The sequence below is a fragment of the Intestinimonas sp. MSJ-38 genome, assembly GCF_018917925.1.
GTDB lineage: Bacteria > Bacillota > Clostridia > Oscillospirales > Butyricicoccaceae > Pseudobutyricicoccus.
Window position 1 is genome coordinate 20833 of sequence record NZ_JAHLPO010000026.1, and the last position, 17173, is coordinate 38005.

Here is a 17173-nt window from a genome sequence, read left to right on the forward strand (position 1 = left end):
TCAATCACCCCCAAACTCATTTTTGTTGTACACGTTGACGGCCTCCATAAGCAGGCTCTTGACCTCCGGCAAGGCGAGGGCTTTTTCCGCAAAGGCGTAAAACTCGGTTTCGCTCAAAACCTTTGCCAGCGGGGCCACGCTCTCCACAGCGGCTCCACGAGTGATCAGCCTGTGCGCCCGTTTCCGGCGATCACCTTTCTCGTAGTAGCTTCGGCGGTTTTCAATCTGCTGCTGTTTGTGCCGGAGCTGGGTAAGCTGGCGTTCATTGGCGGCGAGCTCGGCTTTCAGTTCGGGGACGGTTTTCTGTTTTGTCATAGTGCATGACCTCCTTTTTTGATGGGATGGATAGGATGAAAAAAGACCGCCTACATTTTCAGTAGACGGTCTGGCTGGCGGTATGGTATTTCCAGACTTTGCGGCGGGGACGGTCTGCTGAAAGCAGATTGTTTCCGCCGCAAAGTGCGCTGGGATAGCTGCAAGGCAGCGCAAGGGAGGCACTCCCTTGTTCGGAACGCAGTGACGCAAAACAGCCCGGACATTCAAACTGTCCGGGCTGTTCGCCTCGCAGAGCGCGCGCATACAGGGTTTACCCTGTATAGAAGTGCGCCCTTTGTTCCAAAAGGGTTTTATACGTTACTCAACTCTGCTGCGTACAGTTTGTCGAACTGCCCAGGGCAGCGGACATCGTAGCGGTTCATCAGGGCATCGAAGGTACACTTTGTCAGCGCATAGAGCTCCTGAAGCTCAGTATCAAACAGCAGGTCCTCGGTCGATTCCGGGTCGGCCAGCGACGGAATGTTCCGTGCCCTGCGTTGCATCAGATAGCCGAACGGGATATTCGCCAGCTTGTCGATTGCAAGATACGGCCGGTCAAGTGCCTTGCCGCAGCGAAGGAACGCTGCGTTCAAAAAACCTGTCGTATAGTCCTCGTCAGTAAAGACAAACGGAATGCTCTTGCACGGGAGAGCGTCCAGCTCCTCGATGGCTTCCTCCAAAGAAACACCATGCTCCAGCATATCATCCGTGATTCCGGTCAGATTGGTAATATTCTCCGGCAGCGGCTCCGGCTGACGAATATAAATCGTGCTTTCGCCATGCACCTCGAAATTTGCCATTTTTGAAAAACGGATTGCAATAATCCGGTCTTTCCAGACATCCAACCCGGTCGTTTCAATGTCAATCAGATACCATGCATCGTTGAACATATTATTGCGCATAGTCTTTCTATTCTGCCAGCATGGCAGCGATGACTCCTGCAGCAGCTTAATCGCAAGCTTCCGGTTGCGGTCTATCCGCTTGTGCAGGTCGATCACCAGAATCGGGAACTCCGGCATCGGAATCGCACGATTCTGCTCGCGGATCATGGGTTCTGAAAACAGGAGAATCGGTACAGGGTGATAGTGCGTGCGAAGGTAATCCTGATCGTACAAAAACCACGTAAGTTGCTCCTCGGAGAGCCGTTTCGGATTTAGGACAATGCAGCGGGCCTGATTTGTGATGTGCTCAATCACGGCATTCTCCAACGTATCAGGGTCAGCAATCATGATCGGAAATGTGATCGGTAGCAGAACCTTCAGCGTTTGCAGCTCCGTCCGAGTCAAGCCCACGCAAAAAATATCGTTCGTCATAGCGAAAGCTCCTCCCCATCTTTCAACAGGACAACTTTCCGGTTGGGGCATAGGGCCTGCATCTTCTGCGGCGCGTCGGTGTGCATGGGAATAACAATTTCCGGATCTGCTTTTTCTATGACATGGCGTAAATCCTCCGGTGAGGCATGGCCGCTGGTGTGCAGCGGCTCCCAGGTGCCGGTCAGCGCCAGAAAGTCGGGGATGGTGCTGCCGGGTTTCGTGCGGTAGCCGTCCCACATGGAATAGAGGATAATACTCTGCGCCGGGTCAAACTGACGGATCATGGCTTCAAACTGCCGGTTGGCGCGGACAAACATCAGACCTCCCAGACGCTCAAAAGTCTTGGATGGTGCTTGCTTGAAATAGTTGAGCTTGGGCATTTCGTAAAAGGTGGAAATGCTGCTCCAATGCTCGGAGACAGTGTTAACAAGGCTGTATTGATACTCGTCACAAAGGCTGCATTTCCCGTAGGGAACGGCTCGCGCCAATGCAAAAATCCGGTCGAGATTTGTGGTCGCGCACAGCACGAAAACATATTTGTATTGCTTCAAATACGCTTTTACACGTTTCTGCAAGTCCCACTCCGTAACGACATCACCGTTTGGACGGGATACCGTCGTTCCCTCGGTAATTACAACATCGACCTTGTCGATTCGCCTGTCCAGAATCTTGTCCATCGTTCCGCCGCGCACACCGTGCAGTCGGAAATCGCCGGTGTAAAGTACGCGCTTGCCGTCCGCTTCGATGAGGAACAGATAGCTGTCCGCAGCGGAGTGGTCAATGCAAAAGGGTGTGATCTGAATATCACCGATCAAAAGCGGTTTCCCCGGAGAGAAAGTCTGGATGCCTTCCATGCGTTGGCAGAGTGCATCATTTTTTGGACCGCCGTGCCGAGCAGATATTAACATGATTTCTTTTGCCAGCGCCCCGGCATAGAGCGAAATCTCCGGGCGGATACGCAGCGTCTGACCGGTGTGGTCGCCGTGATAATGGGTAAACAGAACAGCGTCACAGCATCCATCGGTATCGGTCACACCCGGAATGTTCAGTGGAGCGGAGACAAAATTGGGGTCAAGGGACAGCTCATCGCCCATGTCAATGAGGATGCGTGTCGTTGCCGTGGAGATTTCTGCGGCAATGCCGCCGATCTGATGCGTCCCACGATGAATGCAGAGTTTCAATCCCATTCCTCCTTTCAGACCTCGCCATAGAGCATCGAAATTCCATGAAACAGCTTCCAGCCTCGAAGTGACCGGTCATATTCGATCCATTCTCCGGTGGCTTGCAGGGCGGCAATATAGCGCTGTACACTGCGCAGCGGCAGTTCGGTCAGCTCAGCCAGTTTCTGCGTGGAGATGCCAGGATGACTCCGGATCAAGGCGAGGATTTTCAGCCCGTTTACCAACTTTTCACTGTATTCGTGCGCCTTTTTACTCTTGCTGTGTGCCGTGAGCAGCAGATATTTGAGCTTGTCCGTGATCGCATCAAAGGAATCGTAGCATTTGAAAAACTTTTGCAGCTCTTTTGGAGGTTTGGGCTCTCCAAGCCAGATAACGGTTTCGTCGGTGCAGCCGTTGACCTGCGAATAGTAATCGAAGATCATGCCGATGGAATCCTGGTCCATCTCCGGGGCATAGATGATCAGTACCTCACAGTTGATTGCGATCAGGTCGGTCGGCGCATCGGTGTCAAAAACCTCATAGTCCCGTGTCGGGATATTATTTTCCACGAGTGCGTTCTGTTCTTCGGTCAGACCGAAGGTATTGATACGATAGTCCCGACTCATTTGCTGCTGCCCCCTTTCGCGAGTTCACTTCTTGCCACATCAAAATTTGTTCCGCAGGTGATGCACCGCATCCGGATATACTGCTTTGCCAGCTTGTTTTGTTTCAGCCGGATCACCAATGCGATGCTCCAGAAAACAATACCCACTATCGTGACAAGCACGGAGAGCATATAACCGCCAAAAGCAACGATCAGCCACAGAAAAAACCAGATACCAAACTCTACTTTTGGATACGGAACGCAGTACACATTGTGACTGCCGCAGTTCGGACAGGTAATGTCATCGCCGGATTGCACGAAGTTTCCCTGCGCCATTTTTTCTTCTGCCATAAAACCGTCCTCCTGTTGTCTCTTTTGCAGACAGTATAGCAAACCGCCGCGACAACAGGGTGGTTGTTCAGAAAAATTATTTATTCTTTTTTACTTGCCGTAAATGCTCGACATAGAGTCCATATCCCATATTGGAGGCTCGTGCAATCATAATCGGGAACTGATACTTATCTGGCTCTATTTCCTCTATAAGGGTGGGGAGAATCTTGCTTTCTGGATCATGGTTAGCAAATATGAAAATTACCTCCGGATTGTTGGGACTTATCTTGACATCATATTGATTCTCGTTGAGCCCGGTCACCAATCCCATTTTGCACTTCTGGGTGAACACCTGTGACATATCCTGGCAGAAGTCATCTACCTTTTCTTTGTCACCAAGAAACTTCTGGAAATCCTCAAGATGTTTCGCTATTCCAGCAGTTCCTTTCAGTGCGCCATCTCCATATTTTACTTCTATCAGCGCAAGAGAGACTTTACTTGTGTCTTTTCGTACAGAGCCTTTTGACAGCCATTTCAATGCAACCATGTCAAATCTGGCATTGCCATCGGCAAATTCAATATCGGCAATGTAATAGTCTGTACCATTGGAAATCTTGCCGTGGTTATTATTCTCACGCGCAATTACCTGTTGAAACTCTCGTTCGTATTTTGGGTGTTCATGGAACCACCAGTCCATAGCCTGCTTATAAAAAGAAATATTTGCAACTGCTTCTGCGGGAGATGGATTCTTGCTAAGGTTTACAGAACCCTCCGTACAGTAATTTGTGTCAAAGGATACCGAAAACACATTGTTGATTCCCGTAATCTTGAAAAGGCTTCCTCCGCGGTAATAGATATTCACAGAGTCCCCACGAAGCTCCAAGTCCAAAGTGTCATCTTTTTTGACAGCTTCCAGCAAGGAGGACAGCTCTCCAGACAAAAAGGCGTTTAACATTTCCTCAGAAACTTGTCTCTGTTTCATGCGATTTACCTCCCAAATGATGTTTTCTTTTATTATACGATTGAGATACCAAATACGCAACGCGCAAATGCTTTATTTTCTTTTCTGCCAAACGATGTCATATCCCAGTACATCGGCCAACTCCACGGCCTCGGTGTACCTTAGTGACCCACGCCGCAGCTTGCCGGACAGGTTGGGGACGCTACTGCTCCAGCCGTGTTCATCGGCCAGCAGCTCCACAACCTCCGTCATGGTCATGCCCTCCCGGGTGATGTAGGATTTCACTTCGTTGCGACAGTTTTCTGCCTTGTTTCTGCTCATATTTACAATTCCTTTCCCTTTTTGGATTCGCTCTGTGGTATAATGAATGTGCTGGATGGCAGCTCCCATTTGCCGCAGAGCGTTGTTTGATCATGGACGGCCATCCGCTGGAATTGCCGCCCGTGTACCCCTGTTCACAAGGGGCACCTATCGTTTTTGCTGTTCCGCTTGGCTTTTTGCGATTCAATGAAAAGGCACACGCAACGGTGTATTGTGTGCGCTGTCCAGTGCATTGTTTAATGATATGGACAGCACCACAAAAAAAGCGGTTTCTTCGCTATTTTCACATGGTTTGAAAATAGCTGCGGTTTTTTGCCGCTTTTCCCGAACTCGTTCCTGCCCGGAGGATCGCTCCCGGCGTTCTCGTCCCCGTTGGTGCGCGGATGCGTCACTTCGCCGGGGGACATATCCCATTCGGACGGTCATTCGATTTTCAAGGTTCAGGTGTTGCTACAAGAACAGTTTAGCGAAAAAATGCGCTCTTTCCCGTATATCCAAGAGGTCGGAAAAGAGCGCAAAACAGGGTGGATTTCCACGCTTAGAGACAGAAAGAAGGAGGGGTACGCCATGCAGATAAAACTCACCATACAGGAACGGTTGAAGGATTTACGTGTGGAACGGGGTCTGACGCTGGAACAGCTTGCGGAGCAGACCGGGCTTTCCAAGTCCGCCCTTGGAAAATATGAGACAGACGATTTCAAGGACATCAGCCCGTTCAGCATCGTCACACTGGCGAAGTTCTACGGCGTGTCCACGGACTATCTGCTGGGCATGACGGAAACAAAAAATCACCCGGACACAGAGCTGGACGCTCTGCATCTGAGTGACGATGCCATAGAAGTATTAAGGACGGGGAAGTTTAATCACCGACTGCTGTCGGAAATGCTGTGCCACAAAGCTTTCCAGCGCATGATGCTGGACGCTGAGATTTACGTTGACAGGATCGCGGATATGCGGATCAACGATATGAACGCCATGCTGGAAGCAGTTCGGAAGATGGCTCTGATGAAGCAGGACGGGCAGGACGATCTTTCCACCCGGACATTGGAGCTGGCCCAGGTACGGGAGGATGATTATTTCGGTCATGTGCTTGTCGATGATCTGAAAGCGATCCTCCGTGACATTCGTGAGGAGTACAGCACCGACACCACAACGGCAGATACGCCCTCCATTGCGGAGGAAGTTCAGGGCCAGTTGCAGGATGCCATGAACTTTGAGGGCAGCGATGCTGAGAAACAGGCAAGAATCTATCTTGCGACATTCGGCATTGACTACGATGCCATCACCAAGGAGCAGTTTGTGAATCTCATGGAGGTTTTGAAGCTGTCCAAGCACCTGAAAAGTTCGACCAACCAGCGTGGCAAGGCGAAGTCATACCAGCCGCATGGAAAAGGGAAACGGAAATACAAATAAACAGAAAAACACGCCATACCCAGCCTTTGAAGCTGAATATGGCGTGTTTTTTCGTTGACCAATCCCGTCTGACAGATGCTCATTTCGTGTTATTGGGCTAACACTGTTTTATGAACACCTGCCATTTCACCGGCGTTCTTTTTACATTCATCACCACTGCCGCAGGATCAGCGCTTTTTTTGCCATGCAGTCTTCCTGGAACGCACGGGCGATCTCCAGGATCTCCCGGGCCGAGCGCAGGGTCTGCTGGGTGACCCCCAATCCAGCGGTGAGACGGGCGATCTCCATGGCCCGCCCTTCTTCGTCCAGAAGCTCCACCTGGGTCAGGGTCTTGTCCCCCTGGGCTTCTTTCACGATCCGGTACTGGTGCTCTCCCAGTGCGGCGATCTGAGGCAGATGGGTGACGCACAGCACCTGCTTTTCCATAGACAGAGCGAACAGCTTTTCTCCCACCTTGTTGGCGGCCCGGCCACTGACTCCGGTGTCGATCTCATCGAAGATCAGGGTGGAAGCGTCCTCGGCGGTGGTGAGCACCGTTTTGATGGCCAGCATGATGCGGGAAAGCTCACCGCCGGAAGCCACCCGGGCCAGGGGCTTATAGTCCTCCCCCGGGTTGGTGGTGAGAAGAAACCGCACCTCATCGGTGCCCCGGCGAGTGAATTTTATATGACCCTCTTCCCCGGCATGGCACACCTGTACCTGGAAGCGGGCATGGGGCATATCCAGCTGGTGCAGTTCTTCTTCGATGCGGCTTTCCAGCTTCTTTGCCGCCTGCTGCCGCTTGTCATGGAGCGTCTGGGACAAGGCCTGAACCCGGTCCCGCAAGGCAGCATATTTCCCATTGAGCTGGGACAGGTCCTCCCCCATATGCTCCAGCTGTTCCACTTCCCGGCGGCTTTCCTCTTCCAGCCGCAATAGTCCCTCTTCGTCCACGGCGTATTTTTTCATCAGCCGCTCCAGCACTTCCAGCCGCTCTTCGGTCTGGGCCAGCTCCTCCTGGGAATAGTCCACCGTTCCCAGAAAACTCCCGGCGTCCCGCTCCAGCTCCTGGCACAAAGCCAGAATCTCCTGGCTGCGGCTGCGGAAACCCTCACATTCCGGCGACCACTTTGCACAGGTGCGAAAACGCTCTTCCGCCTGGCTCACAAGGCCGATGGCTCCCGTTTCCTCGTCATTGCCCGACAAGGCCGTCACCGCCGCCATCAGACTGCGGGAGATCTTTTCCTGGTTTCCCAGTAAAAGACGCCGCTGGCGCAGGCGCTCATATTCCCCCGGCTGCAAAGCGGCGCTTTTGATCTCTTCCCAACGAAAACGCAGCAGATCTTCCCGCTGCTGCAGCAGAGCGTTCTGCTTCATTTTTTCCTTGATGGAGCGGCGCAGATCCAGAAGCTTGCGGTACTGGGTATAATATTCCTCCAGAACTTCCTGATAGCCCCCGAAGGAATCCAGATAATCCATATGGGAATTTTCGTCCAACAGGGCGATGCCGGCGTTTTGCCCATGGATGTTCACCAGGGTCTCCCCCAGCTGCCGGAGGATGGACACCGAAGCCGGCCGGCCATTGATACGGCAAGTGTTCCGGCCATCCTGCACGATCTCCCGGCTGATGAGCAGAGTATCGTCCTCAGGAGGGAACCCTAGCTCCTCGGCCTTGGCCGCCGCCGCGGGAGACAAGGGGGAAAACAGGGCGCTCACCACCGCTTTATTCTGTCCATGCCGGATCAGCTCCCGGCTGGTGCGGGCCCCCAGAATGGCCCACAGGGAGTCGATGATGATGGATTTGCCCGCTCCCGTCTCGCCGGTGAGCACATTGAAACCGGCCATAAACTGGATATCGGCCTTTTCAATGACGGCCACATTTTCGATGTGCAGCGTTTTCAGCATATCCCTTCCTCCAACCGGGCTCTCTCATCAGCGGAGCATTTCCTTGGTTTGCTCAAAAAAGTTTTCAGCGCTCTCATTGTCCCGGAGGATGATGAGCACATTGTCGTCCCCGGCGATGGTTCCCACGATCTCGCTGATTTTCATGGTGTCCAGGGCAAACGCGGCGGCATTGGCCATGCCGGTGATGGTCTTGATGACCACCAGGTTCTGGGCCACATCCACCTTGATGACGCATTCCCGAAAAATATTCCGCACCCTTGGCACGAAACCGGAATCCTGCTCGCTTTCGGCAATGGAATATTTATAACCGCCGTTGGAAGAGGCGATTTTGATCAGCCGCAGTTCTTTGATGTCCCGGGAAATGGTGGCCTGGGTGGAGTGAAAACCCATCTCACGCAGTCTGGCGGTGAGCTCTTCCTGGGTGTCGATCTCGTGGTTGGAGATCAGATCGATGATGGCTGCTTGCCGTTGGAATTTCATAAGCGCATCCCTTCTCTTGATCAGATAGACAGTTTTTTATAAATAAGCTGATAAAAGCCGATGCTCTTCAGGCGCACCAGCCGGGTCTGCCACTGGGAACGGCGGATGGTCACGGTGTCCGAAGGTTCCAGCTCCAGAGGAGTCCCTCCGTCGGAGGACAGATAGGCCTTGTTGTCCTCGGCCCCCGCCGTGATGGTGACCACCCGCTCATCGGAAAGCACAAAGGGCCGCACTCCCAGCTCATGGGCACAAATAGGAGTGACTGCCATGCAGTTGGCATTGGGTTCGATGATGGGCCCGCCGGCCGACAGGGTATAGGCCGTGGAGCCGGTGGGTGTGGAGACAATGATTCCGTCTCCCCGCATGGAAGTGGTCAGCGTGCCGTTGATGCTGAGGGAAATGTTGATCAGCCGCACCAGGGGCCACTTGGTGATGACCACATCGTTGAGAATACAGGCCGAATAGACCTTTTCTCCCTGGCGCAGCACATTCACATCCAACATCATCCGGGTGTCAATGGTATACTGCCCCTGCTGCAGCTGACGCAGATACCGCAGTTCATGGGTGTCCAGTTCGCTCATAAACCCCAGTTTCCCGGTGTTGACCCCCAGAATAGGCAGATCGTTCCGGGCCGCGTCCGGGGCGATGCGGAGAATGCTGCCGTCGCCGCCTACAACCAAGACCATATGGCTTTCGGCCAGGCAGTCCTCATACGAGGCCCACTGACACATCTCCTCGGTCTCCCCGCCCAGCTGGCCCCGGATGGTTTCATCGCAGCACACCTGAAACTCCAGTTCCCGCAATCGCCGGACGATCTGCTGGGCGGCGTCCTGGGTGCCCTCTTTGGTGAAATTGGGGAAGAGAAAGATCTGCTTCATTGTTCCCCGCCTTTCATCTCTCCGTGGGCCTCTTCCACGATGGCGGCAATGTCAATGGGGGCATCTTCCCCCTCTTTTTTCAGATAAGCCAGAAACTCAATGTTGCCCTCGGGGCCGGTGATGGGCGAATAGGTCAGCCCGGCCACATGGAAACCGGCCTTGCGGGCCATGTCCAAGGTGTTTTCCAGCACCTCGATGTGGGTGCTCTTTTCCCGCACCACACCCTTTTTGCCCACCTTTTCCCGTCCGGCTTCGAACTGGGGCTTGATGAGGGTGAGCATCTCTCCCTGAGGCCCCAGCAGCTGATAGACCACCGGCAGCACCAAACGCAGAGAGATAAAAGACACATCGCACACCGCCAGATCCAGCGCTTCCCCGATCTGCTCCGGGGTCACATGGCGGATGTTGGTGCGCTCCATCACCACCACCCGGGGATCGGTGCGCACCGACCAGGCCAGCTGGCCATAGCCCACATCCACCGCAAAGACCTTTGCGGCCCCCCGGCCCAGCAGACAGTCGGTAAAGCCGCCGGTGGAAGCTCCTACATCAATGGCGGTCTTTCCCGCTGGATCGTAGTGAAAATAATTCAGGGCCTTCTCGATTTTGAGGCCGCCCCGGCTTACATATTGCAGCGATGCTCCCCGCACCTCCACCTGATCTTCGGGAGAGCAGAAAAACCCCGCTTTGTCCACTTTCTGATTGTTCACATAGACGATGCCGCTCATGATCACCGCCTTGGCCCGCTCCCGGGAACTCTCCAGCCCCCGCTGGACCAAAAGCATATCCAGCCGCTGTTTTTCAGACATTTCTCATCGCCTCCTGTATGGAATGGGCCACCTGCGCCCCTGTGATGCCGCATCTTTCATAAAGCTGGGAAACCTTCCCGGCTGGCACAAAATCATCGCCGCAGTTATACAGGCGGCAGTATTCAAGGGAAATTCCCGCCTCCTGCACCAAAGCCTCGATCTCCTGGCCCACGCAGCCTTTGCTGCCGCAGTCCTCCACCACAGCCAGGCGTCCGGTTTTCCTGAGAGACCGGATCAGCACTTCTTTATCAAAGGCTGTCAAGCTGTTAAGCTTGACTATTTCTCCCTGGATTCCCGCCTGCGAAAGCAGACGGTGAGCCTCCAGCACCTGATTGATCATGATGCCATAGGACACCAAAGTGATGTCTTTTCCCTCCTGGAGCACCGCCTGGGGATGATCAAAGGTGTCCTCTCTGAATTCCAGCTCACTGCCTTTGGGATAGCGGATGGCCACCGGCCCTTCCCGCTGCTCCAGGGCCCAGCGGAGAGCCCGACGAAGCTCGGAGAAAGAAGCGGGAGAAAGCACCTGTAAATGGGGAATGGTGCGGAGAAAGGGCACATCAAACAGGCCTTGATGGGTCTCCCCGTCCTCTCCCACCAAACCGGCCCGGTCCACTCCGATGACCACCGGCAGACGGCTGATGGCCAGATCGTGGATCAGCTGGTCATAGCCCCGCTGCAAAAAAGTGGAATAGATGCAGCATACCGGCTTCATTCCCCCGGCGGCCAGGCCGCCGCTCATGGTGATGGCGTGCTCTTCCGCAATGCCCACATCGTAAAAGCGCTGAGGGAATTTCTGAGCGAACAGATTCAGCCCGGTGCCGTTTTTCATGGCAGCGGTAATTGCGCAGACCGAAGGATCTTCCTCTCCCAACTGGGTGAGTTCGGCGCCCATCACCGAGGAAAAGTTCTGTCCACCCTGCTTTTTGGGCAGGCCGGTATCCACATCAAAGGGAGCCACTCCATGAAAATACCCTGGATTCTGCTCGGAAGGGGCATAGCCCTTTCCCTTCACCGTTTTGAAATGGAGTACCACCGGCCGCTGCAGCTTTTTGGCTTCGGTGAGCAGATATTTCACTGTTTTGATATCGTTGCCATCGGCCGGGCCCAGGTAAGTGAATCCCATCAGATCAAAGATGGTCTGGCGCAGTACCATGGAACGCACCCGCCGCTTCACCGCCGAGACCTTGGCAATGGCGTCCTCGCCCCAGCTGTACCGGCGGAAGCAGGCTTTCATCCGCCGCTTCAGATCGATATACTGAGGCTTGAGCCGGATTTTGCTCAAACGCTTGGCCACCGCTCCCACATTGGGGCTGATGGACATTTCGTTGTCATTGTATACCACGATCACCGGCTCGCCCGACTGACCCGCATCGTTGAGGGCCTCGTAGGCCATACCGCCGGTGAGGGCGCCGTCGCCGATGACGCAGACCACACTGTGGTCCTCGCCCCGCAATGTACGGGCCCGGGCCATGCCCAAAGCCGCCGAGATGGACATGGAAGCATGGCCGCCGATAAAGGCATCGTGAGGACTTTCCCAAGGCCGGGGAAAACCGCTGAGCCCATCCAGCTGACGCAGTGAAGCAAACTGATCCATCCGGCCGGTGAGCAGCTTGTGCACATAACACTGATGGCCCACATCGTAGATGATCTTGTCTTTCGGCGACTGAAACACGCTGTCGATGGCTGCGGCGATCTCCACAATCCCCAGATTGGAGGCCAGATGCCCTCCTGTGAGGGACAGGCTTCGGATGAGGAACAACCGGATCTCTCCGCAGAGATTTTCCAGCTGTTCCTCGGTGAGCTTTCCCACATCATAGGGTGACATAATGTGGGATAGCAGCGGATATTCCTCCATTGTCCCATCCTTCCCTGCGGCACACTTCAGGCCCCAAACAAAGCCCGCCCTCAAAGGGACACAAAGCCGCCCATAGAGTTATTATTATCGTGCGTACAAAACAAAGCAATACGCCCTGAAAGCCAGGGCCTGTCAGGCAAACCGGCTTTGTTCCAGTGCGCAGCAGATATTATTATACCAATTTTGCATAATAAATGCAAACGCCCTTACAGCTGCATCAGAATGCCGATGCAAAGGCCCAGCAGTGCCCCGGCCCACACCTGAAAGGGAGTGTGGCCCACAAAAATCTTCAGATTTTCCTGGAACATTTCCGGGGTTTTGCTGTGGTGCCAGTTCTGCATCATGTAATTGAGCACCCGGGCCTGTTTGCCTGTCTCCCACCGCACGCCGGTGGCATCGTACATCACAACGGTGGAAAAGACGAAGGCGATGGCAAAGGCCGCCGAATTCAGCCCCTCGGCAAAGGCCACCGCCGTAGTCAGGCCCACCACTGTGGAAGTGTGGCTGGAAGGCATTCCGCCGGAGGCGAAAAACAGCTTCCAATCCAGTTTGTGATTGACTACAAAACCGCTGACCACTTTCAAGGCCTGCGCGGCAAACCAGCCCACAATGGCTGTCCAGAGCACTCGATTGGACAAAAGATCTTGCAGCATAGCTTTTTCTCCTAATGATCCCGCTTTTGCAGGCTCCGGGCCAGCTCTGTGAGGAAATCGCTTCCCTGCAAAAGGGCTACCGCTTCCACGGCCTGCCGGGTGTTTTCCTCCACCAGACGCCGGCATTCTTCCAATCCGTAATAGCTGACAAAGGTGTTTTTGTGATTCTCCGCATCGCTGCCCACCGGCTTGCCCAGCTTTTCGGTGCTGCCCGTCACATCCAGAATGTCGTCCTGGATCTGGAAGGCCAGCCCCAGCTTTTCGCCATACAGGCGGGCTTTTTTCATTTCTTCTTCTCCTGCACCGGCCAGAGCGCAGCCCATCTCACAGGCCGCCATCAGCAGGCAGCCGGTTTTCAGATGGACCATTTGGGAAAGCTCCTCTTTCTCCGGACGCCGTGTTTCAAAATCCAGATCCATCACCTGTCCGCCGATCATCCCTTCCATGCCCGCCCGAGCAGCCAGGATTCCGGCGGCTTTCAAGGCATTCTCCGCCGGAATTTCCGTGGGACAATGGCAAAGCATGGTTTCAAACGCCCGGGTGAGCAGGCTGTCCCCCGCCAGAAGAGCGGTGGCCTCCCCGAACACTTTGTGGTTTGTGGGTTTGCCCCGGCGCAGATCGTCGTTGTCCATACAGGGCAAATCGTCGTGAATCAGGGAATAGGTATGCACCATTTCCAGAGCGCAGGCAAAGGGCAGGGCTTTCTCTGCATTTTCCCCGTGGAGGGCATAAAACTCCATCAGAAGGGCCGGGCGCAGCCGCTTCCCTCCGGCCAGGGCACTATACCGGGCGGCCTGGAAGATCGTTTTCAAAGCCCCCGCCTGCTCCGGCAGATAGGTTTCCAGCCCTTCCTGGGTCAGGCGGGCATATTCTTTCAGTTTCTCTGCCATATCCATCTTTTTATTCCTCCGGCACCTGGAAAGGCTCGGTCTCCGGGCCTTCCGGCGTCTTGACCAGCATTTCCACCTTTTGCTCTGCCTGATCCAAGGCCGCCGAGCATTTTTTGATCAGGCCCGTGCCCTCCTCGAACAAGGCCAGGCTCTGGTCCAGAGGCGCATCCCCCTGCTCCAGCAGCCGGACGATTTCTTCAATGCGCTTCATGGCGCTTTCAAACACAAATTTCTCCGACAAAACGCTTCCTCCTCTCCCCTTATTTCTGGTCCACCTGTTCCACCAGACAGCTGGCGCTGCCGCCCTGCAAACGCAGGCCGATCCGATCGCCAGGAGCGATGTCTGCCGCTGTCTTGACGATTTTTTCTTCTTTTGTCACAAAGCCATAGCCCCGGCTGAGCACCTTCAGCGGACTGATGGCGTCCAGCGTGGCCGCCTTGCCGATAAAGCTTTTCCGCTTCCGGCCCACATTTTCCCGGGCCGCAGCGATCATCCGCTCCTGGGAGAAAGACAGGCTCAGCCGCCGCTCGTTGAAATACTCTTTGGGGCTGCTCATGATCTTCTTCTGGGAAAGGGCGGAAAGCTGCTGACGCAGCAGCTGCACCCGCCGCTTTTCCACCAGAATCATGCGCCGGTGGCTTTCTTCTATTTTCTGACCAAGAAGCTGGAGACGCTTTGTTTCCAGCATTTTGATATGCCTGTCCCAATCCTGCAAACGCAGCCACAGCTCCCCCTTGTCGGGTACGGCCAGTTCAGCGGCGTTGGAAGGGGTGGCCGCCCGCAGATCGGCCACATAATCCGATATGGTCACATCGGGCTCATGGCCCACGGCGGAAACCACCGGGATGCTGCACCGGGCAATGGCCCGGGCCACCGGCTCTTCGTTGAAGGCCCACAGATCTTCAATGGAGCCGCCGCCCCGGCCGGTGATGATCAGATCGGCCAGCTGATGCTGGTCTATATAGCGGAGCATCTCCGCCACTTCCTGGGCGGCCCCTTCTCCCTGAACCTTCACCGGGCACACCAGCACCCGGCTGAGGGGCCAGCGTTTTTTCAGAATCCGCAGCATATCCCGCACGGCAGCGCCGGTGGGAGAAGTGACAAGGGCGATGGTGCCGGGATAAGCGGGCAGAGGCTTTTTCTTTTCCTTGTCAAAAAGCCCTTCCTGAAAGAGACGCTGTTTCAGCTGTTCAAAAGCGATGTACAGCGCTCCCACCCCGTCGGGGACCATCTGGCTCACATAAATCTGGTACTGGCCGCTTTTGGGGAACACGCCCACCTTACCGTAGGCGATGACCTTCATCCCCAATTCCGGCCGAAAGCGTAGCTTGGAAGCATTCCCGGCAAACATCACGGCGTTGATGACGGCGTTTTCATCCTTCAAAGTGAAATAGTGATGGCCGGAATGGTGCATTTTGTAGTTGGAGATCTCTCCCCGCAGGCAAAGGGACTGCAAGGGTGTGGCCCGCTCCAACAGGGCCTTGATGTAGTTGGTCAGCTGGGATACCGTGATGGGCTGTCCGTTCACAGCACCCCCTCCTTCCACATGGCGGCCAGCAGTGCGGCCCCCAGGGCATTGTCCCCGCCCCAGCCATTTTGGGCAAAGGCCACCTGGTCTTTGCCCTCAAAGCGTTTTTGCAGCTGGGAGGACGCCGAAACCCCGCCGGAAAAGAGCACCGGCAGGCCCTCTTCCTTCTGGGCCTTTTTGGTCACCCGATACACCGTTTCTGCAATGGACTGGGTGACAAAGGCGGCCACCTGCTCTTTGGGGCATCCCTTATCGAGAAGCGCTTTGAACTTGTTTTCCAGCCCGGACAGGGAGAAAAGCAGGCCCTGCATTTTGGCGGCAAAGGGTTTTTCCGCCGGTTTTTCCTCTCCGGCCAGCTTGTCCAGATGGGCGCCGCAGGGGAACGGCAGGCCCATGGCCACCCCGGCCCGGTCGATGATCTGCCCGGCCGAAGCATCCTGAGTGCCGCCGATCACCCGCACCTCCAGCAGCTCTCCCGGGCGGGATTCCACCCGCAGAAGCTCGGTGGTTCCCCCGGAAAGATGCCAGGACAAAAAGGGACCCTTCATCCAATGAAGGCAGTTTGCCGACCAAAGAGCCGAAGCGATGTGCCCCTGCTGATGGGAGAAGGCAAAAGCCGGCATCCCTCCGGCGGCAGCTGCGGTACGGGCCGCCATCTCTCCCGCCAGGAAACAGGGCATATAGGACCCCTCCTGATTGCGGGGGCGGGCGGAATATCCCACAGCGGCCAGAGGAAGCCGGCCGGTTTTTTCAAAAAGGCTCTCGGTGATCTGTCCCAGGGAACGCACATGCTGAAACAGGGCCTCGCTCTGACGCAGGCCCAAAGACCCTTCGGGCACCTGGAGGAAGCGGCTCTCCCCCCAGGCCTTGCCGGTCTGGCTGTCGAAAAGAGCAGCCGAAGTCTTGTAATTGCTGGTATCGAACCCCAGATAAATGGCCATCAGGCAGTCAGCTCCTTCTGCACAAAGGAAGCCAGCACTCCATTGAGGAAAGAGGCGGTTTCCGGCGATTCATAGCGCTTGCACAGTTCCAGTGCTTCGTTCACCGAGGCCCCCACCGGGATCTGCATATACAGCATCTCATACATGGACAGGCGGAGAATGCACTTGGCCATGCGGGAAATGCGGGACACCGACCAGCCCACGGCATATTTTTCGATGTAGCCGTCCAGTTCCGGACCGTGGGTCAGCACCCCAGTGGCCACCCGGCAAATGTAATCCAGCTGGTTTTCCGGCGGGGCCTGCTGATACAGCTCATATTCCCCGGCCAAAGAGGAAAACCGTTCGGGGGAAAGACAGTCTTTAACGAATTGTTCCGGCTCCTTCTGGGAGTATTCCCCTGAATAGATCATATGGAGCGCCAGCTCCCGGGCATTTCTTCTGCTCATAATCTCATCCAATCTGCCGCACAGGGCGGCGGTTTCTATCTTGCTTTGTCAAAATTGCTCTGCGATTATTATACACAATCCCCAAAGAAAAAGAAAGAGCCTGGGCAAGCATTTCAAAAAACTGTCCCCACCAGAAGAATGGCGAAACAATGACTTTTGCCGCTGTTTCCCAATGCAAAAAGCCGGCCGCTTGGGCGGCCGGCTCCAGACTGTCGAAAAACCTATATAACGAAAAGGGTCGTCCGCCCTACCCCTATAAATCCGCAAAAAGCCGCGACCTGTGCGTGGCTTTTTGCACTTCTCAAGGGGCAAGTGTGCGCCAAAGGCGTGCATACAGCCCCTTGCAAAAACTCGAAAAAGTGGCCTAAGCCACTTTTTCGACACGCTCAAA

General features: G+C 55.0%; 19 protein-coding genes. 1 reads left to right on the plus strand and 18 read right to left on the minus strand.

Annotation, left to right across the window (positions count from 1 at the left end; all coding sequences use genetic code 11):
- The 7 genes from KQI26_RS12870 to KQI26_RS12900 form a co-directional block, all read right to left on the minus strand.
- Window positions 1-315 (minus strand): DUF3847 domain-containing protein, encoded by a 315-nt coding sequence (locus KQI26_RS12870; protein ID WP_216504723.1) that lies wholly within the window; start codon window positions 313-315, stop codon window positions 1-3.
- 311 nt (window positions 316-626) lie between these two features.
- The gene (locus KQI26_RS12875; RefSeq protein ID WP_216504724.1) at window positions 627-1628 is read right to left on the minus strand and encodes a PolC-type DNA polymerase III; all 1002 of its coding nucleotides are present in this window, start codon (window positions 1626-1628) and stop codon (window positions 627-629) included.
- Window positions 1625-2809 (minus strand): MBL fold metallo-hydrolase, encoded by a 1185-nt coding sequence (locus KQI26_RS12880; RefSeq protein WP_216504725.1) that lies wholly within the window; start codon window positions 2807-2809, stop codon window positions 1625-1627. Before KQI26_RS12880 ends, KQI26_RS12875 begins: the two co-directional genes overlap by 4 nt.
- Before the next feature lie 14 nt (window positions 2810-2823).
- Window positions 2824-3414: a winged helix-turn-helix transcriptional regulator gene (locus KQI26_RS12885; protein ID WP_216504726.1), complete on the minus strand. Its 591-nt coding sequence runs from the start codon at window positions 3412-3414 to the stop codon at window positions 2824-2826.
- On the minus strand, window positions 3411-3743 hold the full coding sequence (locus tag KQI26_RS12890) for a hypothetical protein (protein WP_216504727.1): 333 nt from the start codon (window positions 3741-3743) through the stop codon (window positions 3411-3413). The genes KQI26_RS12885 and KQI26_RS12890 overlap by 4 nt, the downstream gene beginning before the upstream one ends.
- 76 nt (window positions 3744-3819) lie before the next feature.
- Complete coding sequence (locus tag KQI26_RS12895) at window positions 3820-4704, minus strand: hypothetical protein (RefSeq protein ID WP_216504728.1); 885 nt, start codon at window positions 4702-4704, stop codon at window positions 3820-3822.
- Window positions 4705-4776: 72 nt separating this feature from the next.
- Window positions 4777-5004 carry an LLM class flavin-dependent oxidoreductase gene (locus tag KQI26_RS12900; RefSeq protein WP_216504729.1) on the minus strand — a complete coding sequence of 76 codons (228 nt, stop codon included), beginning with the start codon at window positions 5002-5004 and terminating at the stop codon, window positions 4777-4779.
- Window positions 5005-5571: 567 nt separating this feature from the next.
- Between KQI26_RS12900 and KQI26_RS12905 the strand changes: the two genes are divergently transcribed.
- Window positions 5572-6417: a helix-turn-helix domain-containing protein gene (locus tag KQI26_RS12905; RefSeq protein WP_216504730.1), complete on the plus strand. Its 846-nt coding sequence runs from the start codon at window positions 5572-5574 to the stop codon at window positions 6415-6417.
- Between the two features lie 150 nt (window positions 6418-6567).
- Here the strand turns inward: KQI26_RS12905 and recN are convergent, their stop codons facing one another.
- From recN to nusB, 11 genes are all read right to left on the minus strand, one after another.
- The gene (gene recN, locus KQI26_RS12910; protein ID WP_216504731.1) at window positions 6568-8301 is read right to left on the minus strand and encodes a DNA repair protein RecN; all 1734 of its coding nucleotides are present in this window, start codon (window positions 8299-8301) and stop codon (window positions 6568-6570) included.
- A gap of 27 nt (window positions 8302-8328) precedes the next feature.
- Window positions 8329-8781 (minus strand): arginine repressor, encoded by a 453-nt coding sequence (argR, locus tag KQI26_RS12915; protein WP_118426003.1) that lies wholly within the window; start codon window positions 8779-8781, stop codon window positions 8329-8331.
- A 20-nt stretch (window positions 8782-8801) separates the two neighbouring features.
- Window positions 8802-9659 (minus strand): NAD(+)/NADH kinase, encoded by an 858-nt coding sequence (locus KQI26_RS12920; RefSeq protein WP_118746876.1) that lies wholly within the window; start codon window positions 9657-9659, stop codon window positions 8802-8804.
- Window positions 9656-10465 carry a TlyA family RNA methyltransferase gene (locus tag KQI26_RS12925; protein WP_118746875.1) on the minus strand — a complete coding sequence of 270 codons (810 nt, stop codon included), beginning with the start codon at window positions 10463-10465 and terminating at the stop codon, window positions 9656-9658. The genes KQI26_RS12920 and KQI26_RS12925 overlap by 4 nt, the downstream gene beginning before the upstream one ends.
- Entirely contained in the window at window positions 10458-12323 is a 1866-nt protein-coding gene (dxs, locus tag KQI26_RS12930; RefSeq protein ID WP_216504732.1) for a 1-deoxy-D-xylulose-5-phosphate synthase, read from the minus strand. Before dxs ends, KQI26_RS12925 begins: the two co-directional genes overlap by 8 nt.
- Window positions 12324-12529: 206 nt before the next feature.
- Window positions 12530-12976, minus strand: coding sequence for a divergent PAP2 family protein (locus KQI26_RS12935; RefSeq protein ID WP_118425995.1), 447 nt, complete (start codon window positions 12974-12976; stop codon window positions 12530-12532).
- An 11-nt stretch (window positions 12977-12987) separates the two neighbouring features.
- On the minus strand, window positions 12988-13872 hold the full coding sequence (locus KQI26_RS12940) for a polyprenyl synthetase family protein (protein WP_216504733.1): 885 nt from the start codon (window positions 13870-13872) through the stop codon (window positions 12988-12990).
- A 4-nt stretch (window positions 13873-13876) separates the two neighbouring features.
- Window positions 13877-14107: an exodeoxyribonuclease VII small subunit gene (xseB, locus tag KQI26_RS12945; RefSeq protein WP_253292845.1), complete on the minus strand. Its 231-nt coding sequence runs from the start codon at window positions 14105-14107 to the stop codon at window positions 13877-13879.
- A gap of 19 nt (window positions 14108-14126) precedes the next feature.
- The gene (gene xseA, locus KQI26_RS12950) at window positions 14127-15395 is read right to left on the minus strand and encodes an exodeoxyribonuclease VII large subunit (RefSeq protein ID WP_216504734.1); all 1269 of its coding nucleotides are present in this window, start codon (window positions 15393-15395) and stop codon (window positions 14127-14129) included.
- Window positions 15392-16336, minus strand: coding sequence for a DNA-binding protein (locus KQI26_RS12955; RefSeq protein WP_216504735.1), 945 nt, complete (start codon window positions 16334-16336; stop codon window positions 15392-15394). The genes xseA and KQI26_RS12955 overlap by 4 nt, the downstream gene beginning before the upstream one ends.
- The gene (gene nusB / locus KQI26_RS12960; RefSeq protein ID WP_118425987.1) at window positions 16336-16782 is read right to left on the minus strand and encodes a transcription antitermination factor NusB; all 447 of its coding nucleotides are present in this window, start codon (window positions 16780-16782) and stop codon (window positions 16336-16338) included. The genes KQI26_RS12955 and nusB overlap by 1 nt, the downstream gene beginning before the upstream one ends.
- Between the last annotated feature and the right edge of the window lie 391 nt (window positions 16783-17173).

Bases quoted from the DNA above. Each gene is read 5' to 3' on its own strand.
- KQI26_RS12875 (WP_216504724.1), bottom strand. From the start codon at position 1,628: ATGACGAACGATATTTTTTGCGTGGGCTTGACTCGGACGGAGCTGCAA.
- KQI26_RS12925 (WP_118746875.1), bottom strand. From the start codon at position 10,465: ATGTCTGAAAAACAGCGGCTGGATATGCTTTTGGTCCAGCGGGGGCTG.
- dxs (WP_216504732.1), bottom strand. From the start codon at position 12,323: ATGGAGGAATATCCGCTGCTATCCCACATTATGTCACCCTATGATGTG.
- KQI26_RS12905 (WP_216504730.1), top strand. From the start codon at position 5,572: ATGCAGATAAAACTCACCATACAGGAACGGTTGAAGGATTTACGTGTG.
- KQI26_RS12955 (WP_216504735.1), bottom strand. From the start codon at position 16,336: ATGGCCATTTATCTGGGGTTCGATACCAGCAATTACAAGACTTCGGCT.
- nusB (WP_118425987.1), bottom strand. From the start codon at position 16,782: ATGAGCAGAAGAAATGCCCGGGAGCTGGCGCTCCATATGATCTATTCA.
- argR (WP_118426003.1), bottom strand. From the start codon at position 8,781: ATGAAATTCCAACGGCAAGCAGCCATCATCGATCTGATCTCCAACCAC.
- KQI26_RS12890 (WP_216504727.1), bottom strand. From the start codon at position 3,743: ATGGCAGAAGAAAAAATGGCGCAGGGAAACTTCGTGCAATCCGGCGAT.
- KQI26_RS12885 (WP_216504726.1), bottom strand. From the start codon at position 3,414: ATGAGTCGGGACTATCGTATCAATACCTTCGGTCTGACCGAAGAACAG.
- KQI26_RS12870 (WP_216504723.1), bottom strand. From the start codon at position 315: ATGACAAAACAGAAAACCGTCCCCGAACTGAAAGCCGAGCTCGCCGCC.
- KQI26_RS12920 (WP_118746876.1), bottom strand. From the start codon at position 9,659: ATGAAGCAGATCTTTCTCTTCCCCAATTTCACCAAAGAGGGCACCCAG.
- KQI26_RS12940 (WP_216504733.1), bottom strand. From the start codon at position 13,872: ATGGATATGGCAGAGAAACTGAAAGAATATGCCCGCCTGACCCAGGAA.
- KQI26_RS12935 (WP_118425995.1), bottom strand. From the start codon at position 12,976: ATGCTGCAAGATCTTTTGTCCAATCGAGTGCTCTGGACAGCCATTGTG.
- recN (WP_216504731.1), bottom strand. From the start codon at position 8,301: ATGCTGAAAACGCTGCACATCGAAAATGTGGCCGTCATTGAAAAGGCC.
- KQI26_RS12900 (WP_216504729.1), bottom strand. From the start codon at position 5,004: ATGAGCAGAAACAAGGCAGAAAACTGTCGCAACGAAGTGAAATCCTAC.
- KQI26_RS12895 (WP_216504728.1), bottom strand. From the start codon at position 4,704: ATGAAACAGAGACAAGTTTCTGAGGAAATGTTAAACGCCTTTTTGTCT.